Raw genomic sequence first — 12,033 nt, forward strand, 5'->3', positions numbered from 1 at the left:
ATAGCAAAAAAGTAAAAAAACTCTAACTATATCATGAAACAATCAATTACATTAACACAGATATACCTTACTGCGATCTTTATACTTATAGCATTAGGAAGTAAAGTACACGGGCAACAAGCGGAGACTAAAGGTTTAAAGGATTACTATAAAAATTACTTTCCCATTGGCGTGGCAGTATCTCCGCGGGCGTTGAAAAGTGTGGAAGCAGAGTTGATTATTCAGCAATTCAACAGTATGACTCCGGAGAATGCGATGAAGATGGGGCCGATACATCCGGAAGAGAATCGGTACTTCTGGGATGACGCTGATCAGATCGTAAACTTTGCGCAACAACACGGTATAAAGGTTCGGGGTCATGCGCTTTGCTGGCACGAACAAACTCCTCCATGGATCTTCACCGATGCCAAAGGTGATACCGTTACAAAAGAGGTTTTGCTGAGTCGGCTGAAAGATCATATCACTGCGGTAGTAACGCGCTATAAAGGTAAAGTATATGCATGGGATGTTGTGAACGAGGCGATAGCCGATGAACCTTCCAGATTGCTGCGCAACTCACCATGGTATAAGATCTGCGGTGTGGATTTTATCATCAAGGCTTTCGAATATGCTCACGCGGCAGATCCGGATGCCAAACTGTTTTACAATGACTATAACACCGAGCGATCTGAAAAAAGAGAGCGTATATATACCCTTTTGAAGAAACTGGTGGATGCTAATGTACCCATTCACGGCATCGGGCTCCAGGGCCATTGGTCAATCTTCGAACCTACTGAAAAAGAGCTTCGTGAAACCCTGGACAAGTATTCGTCCTTGAAACTGGATATACAGATCACTGAACTGGATGTGTCGCTATACAAGTGGGAAAAATTTAAACGTCAACGGAGACAGGGTGAGACGGATGTTTTTACGTCTGAGCTAGAGAACAAGCAGATGGGGCACTATAAAATGATTTTCAAGGTTTTCCGGGACTATAAGAACGTAATCACCGGCATCACATTCTGGAATATATCAGACAGACGTAGCTGGCTCGATGAGTATCCCGTGGCAGGAAGAAAAAACTACCCACTGCTCTTCGATCAGAACTTAAAGCCGAAGAAGGCATACTGGGAAGTGGTTAAGTTTTGATTGTGTAAATCTTCGGTCGAAATATGTTTTGCGTAAATATACTTTCACATATGGAGCGTTGCCAGTAGCTTGCAGCCAACAATACGTGAGATGGCAGGCCGGAAAGAACGGCTCGTAAAAGTCTGTAACGAACTTTAAATATAAAGCAGAATACACATGGCAATGGAACAAACAATGCGCTGGTATGGTCCGAATGATGCGGTAAGTTTATCGGATCTTTTGCAGGCTGGATGCACCGGTGTAGTAACGGCTTTACATCATATACCTGTAGGGGATGTATGGACCGTGGAAGAGATTGAGAAAAGGAAAGCTGCTATTGAAAAAGCAGGCATGACGTGGACGGTAATAGAAAGTTTACCGGTACATGAAGACATCAAAAGGCAAAGTGGAAATTATAAACTATACATTGAGAACTATAAACAGAGTTTAGTAAATGTAGGCCGCTGCGGGTTAAAAGTTGTTACCTATAACTTTATGCCAATCCTCGACTGGATGCGTACCGATATAACATACTCCATGCCCGATGGTAGCAAGGCGCTTTACTTTGAGAAGTCAGCGTTTGTGGCGTTTGATCTATACTTGTTGAAAAGACCCAACGCAGAGAAGGACTATACAGCTGAGGAAATTTCGCTGGCAAAAAAACGACTGGACAGCATGTCGGAAGAAGAACGCAAACGTCTTTTTCATAATGCAACGTTAGGGCTACCGGGCAGTGATGAGCCTTTTACAGCACCGGAAATTCTTTCCGCCTTGAAAGGATATGAAGGTATAGATGCAAAGAAACTTAAGGAACATTTGTTCTATTTTCTAAACGCGGTTGTACCTACCGCTGAGGCAGCGGGAGTAAACCTGGCGATCCATCCGGACGATCCTCCATATTCTATATTAGGATTGCCAAGAATCATGAGCACAGAGAAGGATGCAACGGAGCTATTGACAGCAGTGCCGTCTCCTGCAAACGGACTTTGTTTCTGCACTGGTTCGTATGGAGCTCGAGCTGATAATGATTTGTCTGGTATGGTTAAGCGGTTAGGTGACAGAATCCACTTTTTACATTTGCGTAGTACGAAGCGTGACTATAAAGGAGATTTCTACGAAGCAAACCATCTTGAAGGTGATGCCGATATGTATAGTGTGGTAAGAGAAATTGTATTGCTGATGAAACGCAGAGGTATATCTTTACCGATGCGCCCTGATCATGGTCACCAGATGCTGGACGACCTGAATAAGAAAACCTATCCAGGCTACTCTGCTATAGGACGCTTACGCGGATTGGCGGAATTGCGCGGGCTGGAATTGGGGATTTCACGTGTGCTTGCTGATAACAACTAAACATCATCTCTGTAGCATCCCTGATAGAAAATGGAATTACAAAAATTCAAAGTCCTCTATAAGAAATTTACTTCTCCTAAGTTGGACAGATCTCTCTGGCAGACCCAGGCGTATGCGGACTATTGTGATGCGATCGGCAATAACGAAGTGATCGCAGATTGGTATTTGAAGCAGCAAATAAAAAAATCAAAAGTTAAAGTCGGTAAACACTGCTGCACGAAAATGACTTACTATTTAACCTTCGATAAAAAAACAAAAGATGTTAATCCTGACGCAGTGATCAGGTTTAATAAGAAGTCAAAAGATTATGGAATTCCTGTTCATGATGGCGGACAATCGTATATAGGTATTGAACACTGTCCATGGTGCGGAAAGCGACTGGCGAAATAGCGATATCGAAAGAATGTATAGGTGATCTGATAGACATGGTTACTTTCGATAATTAGCCCCTTGATATAAAAACATTTAAATAAAAAAAGACTGCTTTGATGCAGTCTTTTTATTGAGATAATGTAGTTCTATATACTACTACTCATTGCCATTGTTACAGATTCAAGCCATTTCATGGCAGTATCCTGATCGTTAAAATGGTCATAGTTCATAACCTCAGATTCTAAAGTATAGGAGTGTGCCTCCTGCATTGACATCTTTCCAAAGAGATCGTCAGGTACTATAAATGCAGTTGCCCGGATTCCACTTTTGATCACTCCAGGAAACCATACCGCTTTAATATACTCCTCTCCGCCCTCTGGGTAAACGCGCATATCACGAAGGTTAATCAGGCATTTTTTTAGTTTATAGTGTTGGATCAATTTAATTTCATATTCCACAGCTTCGACAAGTTCATCGTAAGACACAAAACCTTTGAACGTTACTTCCAGACAAGCAGCTTGAGCGTTGTGAATGATTTTTACATAGTCGCGAATAAAGTCAATCATAGGTATCTTTAATTTTTAATTTATCCCCTAAAACTACGATCAGTTATTTAATATTAAATCCATGAAACCACGGAATGGAGTCTCCGTATTTTTACTGAATAGATCAAGATTTTTTTGACCCATTTTCTTGTCATTGTGGTGCCGAATATATTGTCGATATAAGTCTTTAAATATATCCTGAGTGGTATATATTGGAATCTACAGGCCCATAGCACGTATACTATAATAATAGCAAAAAAATACCGCAGCCAACAAAGTCAGCTGCGGTATAGTGTTACACTATAATTTTAAATTAATATCCTTGATTCTGTATCAGGTATCCAGGAGCATTTGATGCTGCATCGATAGCCGTCTGAGGAATTGGGAAAATTCTTTTTTGTGGGTTCGTGTCTGTTTTCTCTGTCCATGTACCTTCATATTTTCCGAAGCGGATCATATCTGTACGGCGCACCATTTCCCAATAGAGTTCAAAGCCGCGTTCGCGGAAAAGAATATCGAGGTTCATATCTCCCAGGGGAGGTGCAGGTGTTACCGCTACGCCATTGCTTGAAGTACGTGCAGCACGCACTGTGTTAACATCTATCAAAGCATTGGACACATCGTTGTTCTTGCGCAACTTTGCTTCGGCACGCATCAGGTATATATCTGCCAGACGAAGGATGGAAATGTCGGCATCACCGATCTTGCGACCGTCCGTTGTCTTTTTGCAGAATTCATATTTTTCAACGCGATAGCCTTTATCATAATCGCGGCCATCGGCAGAGTAATCCACAAACTCTTTAAAGTCAACGGCTAAGTCTGCACGGCTACGGGTTACGTTGTAAAGTTTATCGATCTTGTAATTGCCATTTTCACATTTTACAAAAGCACCGTTTACTTTAACTAAACCATATTGCTGTCCACGTAAAATGCCGCGATCAATTTTATAGGCATCGGCGGAGATACAGCCTACAGTTGGATCTAGGTTCTTCTGATAGAACCGTGGATCTATATCTGCAGGATCGGTAGCACCGTAAGCATCCGTCCAGGAGTGATAGAAGTCAGGGGTGATAGCAGGACCATCTGTACCATTGGCGCTGGGCGCATTCGCTAAAGGGAACATATCGCCAGAGATAGAGAAGTATGCCAGACGATTGTGGCTTCCGGGTAGATCAAAACGTTGATCAAGTGCAAAGATTAATTCTTTATTAGTATGGTTGTCATTGCCGAATACAGCGAAATAGTCAGTTGACAATGTATACTGCCCGGAGTTGATGATCTTATCACAATATAGTATAGCTTGATCCATATCATCGGATGTAAAGCTGAAGTTTGCTGCGTAGCGATCACGATATACAGCAGAATTCAAATATAGCCGAGCGAGGAGTCCCCAGGCGGCAGCTTTCGTCAATCGGCCAGGTCCTGCAGTTGTAGATAGCAGAGGCTCCGCTGCCAGCAATTCACTTTTTATATACTCGACTGCTTCTGAGCCACGCAAGATAGTAGAGATTGCTTTAGGATCTTCCTTCACGAAGATCAAACCAAATAAATCAAGGGATACCATGGAATAGAATGCTCTCATACCACGAGCTTCGGCTAAGTATACATTCTTCACTTCATCTTGTATTTCAGGAAGAGAATTCAATGCCGTAAGTGATCTTGAAATGGCTCTGTTTAGAGTATTAAATGTGGTGGCGATGTTTGGGTCCGTAGCACCATGCGTATGTTGATGCATGCCTACATAAATTCCATTATCACCCCAATCTTTACCACCTCGAAATGGAAGTATAGCTTCGTCAGTAGAAATTTCCTGAAGTGTAAAGTATGTGGTGTGCAGTAACAAATCGAACATAGGCGCGTATACCGGAGCTATAATTCCATCGGCTACTTGCTTATCCGTCAAACCTGTAGAAGAAGTTTCGTCCAATATTTCTTCTTCAAGATCGGTACATCCCTCAATAATGATAAAGCCAAGGAATAGTAGTAATATATATAGTTTTCTTTTCATGGATCAATTCTGTTAAAATGTAACATTCAGTCCGAACAACACAGTTTTTGCTTTCGGATAGCTCAGGTAATCAATCCCCAGGGATGTTACCCCAGAAGATGAACTAGTAAAGGTAGACCGGTCGGTATTAACCTCCGGATCGTAGCCGGTATATTTGGTGATCACGAACAGATTCTGCCCGGTAACCGATATCCGTACTTTGGATATCCAACGATCTATACCCAGCTTCGATGTGCTGATGCTATAGCCGAGGGAGAGGTTGTTCAATCGCAGGAATGCACCATTTTCAAGGTATCGTGATGATACCGGTTTTTCATTGGCTACGCTTTCGTTTGGATATTTCACAGCTTCCGGTGAGGTGTTCACACCATTGGCGATGTTATTCTTAATGAAGTTAGAGTTCGCGGTATTGTTAAATATCTTGTTACCCGAAACACCATTGAAGTTTGCTGTTAAATCAAAACCTTTAAAGGAACTTCCCAGGTTGAAGTTATACATCGTTGTTGGTAAAGCACTTCCTAATTTTACACGGTCAGCATCCGTAGTATTTCCATCGCCATTAAGGTCTGTATAGGTCGCTATACCGGCTTCATTAATGCCAAGGAACTCGCGCATGAAGAACGTTCCAATAGGCTGTCCGTTGATATAGCCGTTAACAGTCGTACCGGTAATGCCTGATCCTTCCGCAGTACCCGAGGTAATTACAGAATAAGGTGAGCCGGTAACTTTGTTATGGATAAACGTTACGTTACCACCTATAGATGCAGTAAAGCCACTCGTAGCTCTATACTCATAGTTCAAGGCTACTTCAACGCCTGAGTTTTTAATCTTCATGTCCTCCACGTTTCTATAGGTTGTTTGAGCCGGTTGAATGGGATCAGTCGGATATACTACCAACAGAATATGGCTGGATACTTTATTAAAGTAATCAACCGATCCACTCAATGCTCCGCCCAGGAAACCAAAGTCAACGCCTACGTTTGTCTGTGAAGAAACTTCCCATTGAAGATCAGGATTAGCCAATCTGACAAAAGTGGTTCCCGCAGGATATACACTGGTTCCGTCCAGCGGGTATGTTGCCCCTGCAGTAACTTGTGATGTGAATAATGCTTTGGTATATTTTGAAGGTATCTCCTGATTTCCGGTTCGTCCCCAACCTGCGCGTAATTTTAAATTACTCACCGGAAGACTCTTCATGAATTCTTCTTCTGAAATTCTCCATCCCAACGAGAAAGAAGGAAACGTTCCGTATTTATTATTGGCTCCGAATTTAGATGAACCATCGGCACGCACAGTAGCAGTAAGGAGGTATTTATCTTTCAGTGAATAGTTAATTCTTCCGAAGAAAGATTGTAGTTCATTTTTCGTTGCAGAACCCGTAGGCCTGTTGTTAGTCAACGTCAAATCTTGTCCGAGCCCTGGATTATAGCGTGGATCAATGTCTGATATTGCAAATTTATTAATGCTATAGGAACGTTCCTGAATGAAAAATTTCTGATACGACTGTCCTGCCAAGGCAGATATAGTATGGCTGCCTTTCGTTATAGTATAGGTAAGATAGTTCTCAATCAGACTGTTATTATTGTGATTATAGGTGGTCTGCAGATAGCCATCCTGTGCAGGCTCCAGACTAGGGAACGATACCTGGTCGCGAACCGCATTTGAATTATCGATACCGAAATTTAATTTATATACCAGTCCCTTAACAATCTCCAGGGAAGGCGATATATTTCCTACGATACGGTTAATCGTAGTGACATCTTCCCATAACTGTAGTGAGCGTAATGGATTGGTACCACTGCCCGGATACTTGTATGGTGCCCCCGTTTCATCATAGGCTGGAAGTGTAGGGTTCGCTGTAAGCGCTCCACCCAGAATAGTAATGGATGAACCATTATTACCGGATGAAGGAGGGCGAGTATTCGTAGTGCTGGCAGCACTCAGGTTAAGATCGACTGACAAGCGGTCATTCAAAAACTTTTGCGTTACATTGATACGGCCGTTGTAGCGTTTCATGTTGCTGTTCTTAATGATACCTTCCTGGTTTTGCATACCCAACGAAGCATAGTAAGAAAGTTTTTCAGCTCCGCCACTCAATGAAAGGTTGTGATTTTTTGTAAGTGCAGTGCGGCTGATTTCTTTTTGCCAGTCAGTATTAGCACCACCGTCTACCAGTGTTCCGCCAAGAGATGTTACTTGTTCGCGGTATGCATCAGCAGAGAATACATCGATCGGACGAGCCATCTTGGATATACCTATACTTCCGGAGTATGTAAGGTTTGAGCTTCCGGATTTACCACGCTTCGTTGTAATCAATACAACACCATTTGCACCACGGGATCCGTAGATCGCGGTAGCAGATGCATCTTTCAAAACATCGATAGACTCTATATCTTGAGGGTTGATAAAATTCAACGGGTTAGTAGTTCCACCGGTGCTTGAGTTGTCAAGAGGAAGTCCATCAACCACAAACAATGGTGTGCTACCGGTGCGAACACCACCCGGTCCACGAATCGTGATGGATTGTGTACCACCGGGTTCACCACTGGCAGAAGTAACATTTACACCAGCTACTTTTCCTTGTACAAGTTGCTCCGGAGAGTTCATGATACCGCGGTTGAAGTCTTCGCTTTTTACAGACACCATAGCACCGGTAACATCGCGTTTCTCCTGTGTTCCATAACCAACAACGATTACTTCAGAAAGTGTAGAAGCATCGGATAGCATGGTCACATTTACCTCAGACTGTGTGCCTACTACTATACTTTGCGATTCCATACCCACAAAGCTGAAGGTAAGAACAGACTGTCCTGAAGACACTTGCAGAGTATAGCGACCTTCCGAGTCACTCACTGCACCATTGGTAGTTCCTTTTTCCAATACGTTCACACCCGGAAGGGCTGATCCGGTATCGTCAACTATTTTTCCTGATACTGTAACGGCCTGAATAGACGCTATGGAAGGTGTTGCCATAACATGTTGTGATACAGGCCCGGCCAGGAGGATACATAAGAGTGAAACGAAAAATCTTTTATACCCGGAGGGCAAAAGATTGTTCCGCAGATAAACAAGATAGATTTTTAGCATAGGCGTTTTTAGTTATTGATATGTATAAATAGATGGTTAGGTTCTTTGCGGGGTCTGAGGCTCCTGAAATTTTGCGCCAAATAAGTACTTCTAATCGGTGTATCCCGGATTTTATTGTTACCGTTCTATTAAGCTTCAAACTATACCCGATATGCCGCATGCAAGCATACCCGGTGTTCTTTAAATATATATACATCTGCCGGGCGGTATATATTAAACATGATTTATAGCATTAATTTACTATACCATTCTTCATTGGTATCGATTCCGCAAAAGAAATCAGAAGGTGAATTACCCAATATTACGTCACAACACCCCTCACGATCACAGACTGTGTTTTGCGTGCACACGGTATAGTGCTTACAATAAAAAATATTTGTACAAGTATAGGAGGACAAGTAATCAGCCTCCCGGGTAACATTTAGTTAAAGTTAAGGAAATATTGGGTTTATACTTTATCGATATAGAACTTTTCTTGCGCGAAGACGAAGTATAGTCTGTTGATAAATATCATTATCCGCGAATGCGCAATCAAAAAAAATGGAATCGTAAATCTGTCATGATGAACTATAGCCGCGGGAACCGTCCCGGGACGACACGGAAACCAACGGTATAGTTTCGCAATAATACCATCGCATATAAATGTGAATCTGTATATACTTGAAAATCACGATATTTATTTTCAGATGCGATAGACTGGCTGGCCGTTGGGTGTGAACACATCTGCACATTGTCTCTTTAAAACACACGGATCACGACTAACCGATCATCATGACTATACCTACTACCGCATCTTTGAACGGAGCACCTGTAAGCCAATCGGAACGGATCATTGTGCTTGACAGTCTTCGTGGTATTGCTATACTCGGCATCTTGCTGATGAACATTCCTTTCTTTGCATTACCTGGCCCGGTAGGATACGATCCTTCTGTTCTCAATGAATCAGGTATTAACTATTACTGGTGGTATATCGTCACGTGGTTCTTTGATGGTACACAGCGGGCATTGTTTTCGATGTTGTTTGGTGCAGGCATTATACTGTTTGTTGGCCGGCAAGAGGACAGAACCACAGGACTTCAACCTGCCGATTATTTTTTCAGACGTCAGCTTTGGCTGATGGTCTTCTCCTTGTTTGATGTTTTTATTTTGTTGTGGAATGGTGATATCCTATTCGATTATGCTTGTTATGGAATGATGTTGTTTACATTCCGACAGCTTTCACCACGCAAATTAATGATCGGTGCTGCTATTTGCCTGGCGTTAATGTTGGTTCGCGAGAATAGAGATTTCTATCAGCGGAAAAGTATGATCTCCGAGGGTGAAGCGGTTGCCGCTATAGATACTACGAAGACGAAACTTACCCTGGAACAAAAAGATGCGTTGGAGGAAATGGTTGCCTTTAAAAAAAGAACTTCACCCGAAGGTAAACTCAAGCGGGCTGACGAAGTGAAAAGAAAAATACAGGGTGACTACGCTAGTGTATATGAGGAACGGACCAGTAGTTACCTCGACAGCCTCATACACTACATGTATTTCCAGGCGTGGGATGTATTCATTTGTTTCCTGTTGGGGATGGCGTTCTTTAAAACCGGTATACTCATGGGCAAAGCTTCTGTAAAGGTATATACCTGGATGGCGATTGTCGGGCTTGGTATAGGGCTTACACTTTCTTACTGGCGTATACAGACGCAAATTGAATATGCGTTTAACTGGTTTGAGTATACAAAGAATGTACATGTTCAGTTTTACCAATTGGACCGGATAGCCCGGTCATTAGGCATACTCGGTCTGGTGATGTTGCTCTATAAATCAGGCGTATTCAACTGGTTCTTCAGGATGCTACAGCCTGTCGGGCAAATGGCGCTGACGAACTATCTGACGCAGTCGTTTATATGTTGCTTGATTTTTAATGGATTTGCTTTAGGATTGTATGGTGAACTTCAGCGTTATGAAATATATACTATAGTCATTGCTATCTGGGTCTTTCAAATTATATTCTGTACATTCTGGATGCGTTACTTTTTATATGGCCCGGCAGAGTGGCTCTGGCGAAGCCTGACGTATTGGAAGAAACAACCCCTTGTGAAACTGTAATGGCGAGCGATGCGTTGGAGTGATCAGATGGAGAAATCAATGGATTCGCGACTGCTATATATAATGGCAAGGCGTTTAAGCGAAACGGTAGTATGGGATAAGGAATGAATACATTTTGGTACAGGTCAGGAAGTCAATCTTACGTTGGTAACGGAAGTAATAAATAATTTTTTGATGGATGACCATTTGAATTTTGTGTATAACCGTGGAAACTCCGGAAGCTACCAAACCAAAGCCATCATGGGTGTAATTAAAGATTTGTTAGGAAAAGACACATTTCAACTATGGAATAGCTCAATGGATAAAGTTATCAAGTTCCAATCTATGGGAGTTCTGTTGCTTGGCAGAAGACAAAATATTTGAGTTTAAAGTCAACTATATTTGAGTGGACTCGTGAGTGTTTACGATATAGTATCGGAGCTCCCCACAAGTCCATCGGTAGATATCACGCTTCCGCATGTAGCACAATCTTATTTCCTTCCCTATCCAGGGCAAGCAAATAAATATGATCAAGATGGATCCGATACAAAAATTCTATAGACGAATCCCCACATATGCACCGCAAAAAAACAGTCCTTAAAATCACAATGAACTCGTTTAGATATATATTCTTTTCCCTTTTAATATTCCTTTTTCTCGGTTTGAAGAATAGGCCAGGTCATGAAAAAATATTTTATGATACTGCAATTATCTACTTGAAGTCAAAATATCCGAAAGGTTATCTTCAGACTCTTCGGACCGATTGTGAGAAGTTAACAAACCGAGTAAATGTCAAGAATTTTAAAGGCTTTCAAATAAGTAACACCACAATCGGTAATAGCTCAGGGCTTGTACTTTGTGATGTGATTAAAAGAATCTATAAATCAGATAGCTGCGGAGAGCTGTTGGCAGGAAATAGTTTTTTTGTTAAGAGGATACGTGACTCAGTAAATGTTCAAATTGACAGGCAGCTTGAGTTTGATAAAACTAATGATGCTCATTCGTATGTTAAGAGCATTGCTAGTACCAAGGAGATCGGTTTAGTGATATTTTTCTCATCTGTATTTGAGAATACTTTATCCGCAGAGGAGAAAGAATTTTGTACTTCATATAATTTAGACAAGAATTGGCAGGGATCCTCAGATATATATCACTTTATTTTTTATCCGAGCGGTGAAATAAAAGAGGTGTTTCAAGGCAAGAAGTTCTATAATTAGATGTCTAGCTGGCCTGCGCCTGAGGCGTGTGATAAGATAACCCTAGTGTAGGAGGTTTTTCATATTTCATATCTGCAGTCGATAACGCGGCTTAAAATTAAAGACCACAACGATTCCAGAAAGGAACAAAGTCAGCAAAGAAAGTTTATACTATTGGATTTCTTCCATGCACAAAGATATCCCCGACGGACAAATAATATTTTCCGTTAACGAGTTCGGAAGGCAAAGAATATAAAAGTGTTCAGTGGAATTTTTTTCATTACGTGCTTTT

9 protein-coding genes are annotated in these 12,033 nt (G+C 41.8%); 6 read left to right on the forward strand and 3 right to left on the reverse strand.

All coding sequences use genetic code 11. The features are described from left to right. Window positions 1–33: 33 nt before the first annotated feature. From B5Y40_RS28910 to B5Y40_RS28920, 3 genes are all read left to right on the forward strand, one after another. Window positions 34–1,128, forward strand: a complete 1,095-nt coding sequence (locus B5Y40_RS28910; protein WP_079690378.1) for an endo-1,4-beta-xylanase — start codon at window positions 34–36, stop codon at window positions 1,126–1,128. Between the two features lie 156 nt (window positions 1,129–1,284). Beyond that, window positions 1,285–2,460, forward strand: coding sequence for a mannonate dehydratase (uxuA, locus tag B5Y40_RS28915; protein ID WP_221409006.1), 1,176 nt, complete (start codon window positions 1,285–1,287; stop codon window positions 2,458–2,460). A 30-nt stretch (window positions 2,461–2,490) separates the two neighbouring features. Further along, a complete protein-coding gene (locus B5Y40_RS28920) occupies window positions 2,491–2,850 on the forward strand; it encodes a DUF6980 family protein (RefSeq protein ID WP_079690379.1) in 360 nt (119 codons plus the stop codon). 128 nt (window positions 2,851–2,978) lie between these two features. Here the strand turns inward: B5Y40_RS28920 and B5Y40_RS28925 are convergent, their stop codons facing one another. The 3 genes from B5Y40_RS28925 to B5Y40_RS28935 form a co-directional block, all read right to left on the reverse strand. Next, a complete protein-coding gene (locus tag B5Y40_RS28925; RefSeq protein ID WP_079690380.1) occupies window positions 2,979–3,398 on the reverse strand; it encodes a hypothetical protein in 420 nt (139 codons plus the stop codon). Window positions 3,399–3,690: 292 nt separating this feature from the next. After that, a complete protein-coding gene (locus B5Y40_RS28930) occupies window positions 3,691–5,385 on the reverse strand; it encodes a RagB/SusD family nutrient uptake outer membrane protein (RefSeq protein ID WP_079690381.1) in 1,695 nt (564 codons plus the stop codon). 12 nt (window positions 5,386–5,397) lie between these two features. Further along, entirely contained in the window at window positions 5,398–8,358 is a 2,961-nt protein-coding gene (locus B5Y40_RS28935) for a SusC/RagA family TonB-linked outer membrane protein (protein WP_143785995.1), read from the reverse strand. A gap of 885 nt (window positions 8,359–9,243) precedes the next feature. Between B5Y40_RS28935 and B5Y40_RS28940 the strand changes: the two genes are divergently transcribed. The 3 genes from B5Y40_RS28940 to B5Y40_RS28950 all read left to right on the forward strand — a co-directional run bounded on the left by B5Y40_RS28940 (window position 9,244) and on the right by B5Y40_RS28950 (window position 11,762). Beyond that, window positions 9,244–10,566 carry a DUF418 domain-containing protein gene (locus tag B5Y40_RS28940; RefSeq protein WP_079690383.1) on the forward strand — a complete coding sequence of 441 codons (1,323 nt, stop codon included), beginning with the start codon at window positions 9,244–9,246 and terminating at the stop codon, window positions 10,564–10,566. A 174-nt stretch (window positions 10,567–10,740) separates the two neighbouring features. Continuing rightward, window positions 10,741–10,929, forward strand: a complete 189-nt coding sequence (locus B5Y40_RS28945; protein ID WP_079690384.1) for a hypothetical protein — start codon at window positions 10,741–10,743, stop codon at window positions 10,927–10,929. 224 nt (window positions 10,930–11,153) lie between these two features. After that, window positions 11,154–11,762, forward strand: a complete 609-nt coding sequence (locus B5Y40_RS28950; protein WP_079690385.1) for a hypothetical protein — start codon at window positions 11,154–11,156, stop codon at window positions 11,760–11,762. Window positions 11,763–12,033: the final 271 nt, after the last annotated feature.

It is taken from the genome of Ohtaekwangia koreensis, from assembly GCF_900167975.1.
In the GTDB taxonomy this organism is placed as follows: domain Bacteria; phylum Bacteroidota; class Bacteroidia; order Cytophagales; family Cyclobacteriaceae; genus Ohtaekwangia; species Ohtaekwangia koreensis.

What these genes read in the sequence shown, in the direction of transcription:
- B5Y40_RS28910 (WP_079690378.1), top strand. Translation starts at nt 34, where the DNA reads ATGAAACAATCAATTACATTAACACAGATATACCTTACTGCGATCTTT.
- B5Y40_RS28940 (WP_079690383.1), top strand. Translation starts at nt 9,244, where the DNA reads ATGACTATACCTACTACCGCATCTTTGAACGGAGCACCTGTAAGCCAA.
- B5Y40_RS28930 (WP_079690381.1), bottom strand. Translation starts at nt 5,385, where the DNA reads ATGAAAAGAAAACTATATATATTACTACTATTCCTTGGCTTTATCATT.
- B5Y40_RS28945 (WP_079690384.1), top strand. Translation starts at nt 10,741, where the DNA reads ATGGATGACCATTTGAATTTTGTGTATAACCGTGGAAACTCCGGAAGC.
- uxuA (WP_221409006.1), top strand. Translation starts at nt 1,285, where the DNA reads ATGGCAATGGAACAAACAATGCGCTGGTATGGTCCGAATGATGCGGTA.
- B5Y40_RS28920 (WP_079690379.1), top strand. Translation starts at nt 2,491, where the DNA reads ATGGAATTACAAAAATTCAAAGTCCTCTATAAGAAATTTACTTCTCCT.
- B5Y40_RS28935 (WP_143785995.1), bottom strand. Translation starts at nt 8,358, where the DNA reads ATGGCAACACCTTCCATAGCGTCTATTCAGGCCGTTACAGTATCAGGA.
- B5Y40_RS28950 (WP_079690385.1), top strand. Translation starts at nt 11,154, where the DNA reads ATGAACTCGTTTAGATATATATTCTTTTCCCTTTTAATATTCCTTTTT.
- B5Y40_RS28925 (WP_079690380.1), bottom strand. Translation starts at nt 3,398, where the DNA reads ATGATTGACTTTATTCGCGACTATGTAAAAATCATTCACAACGCTCAA.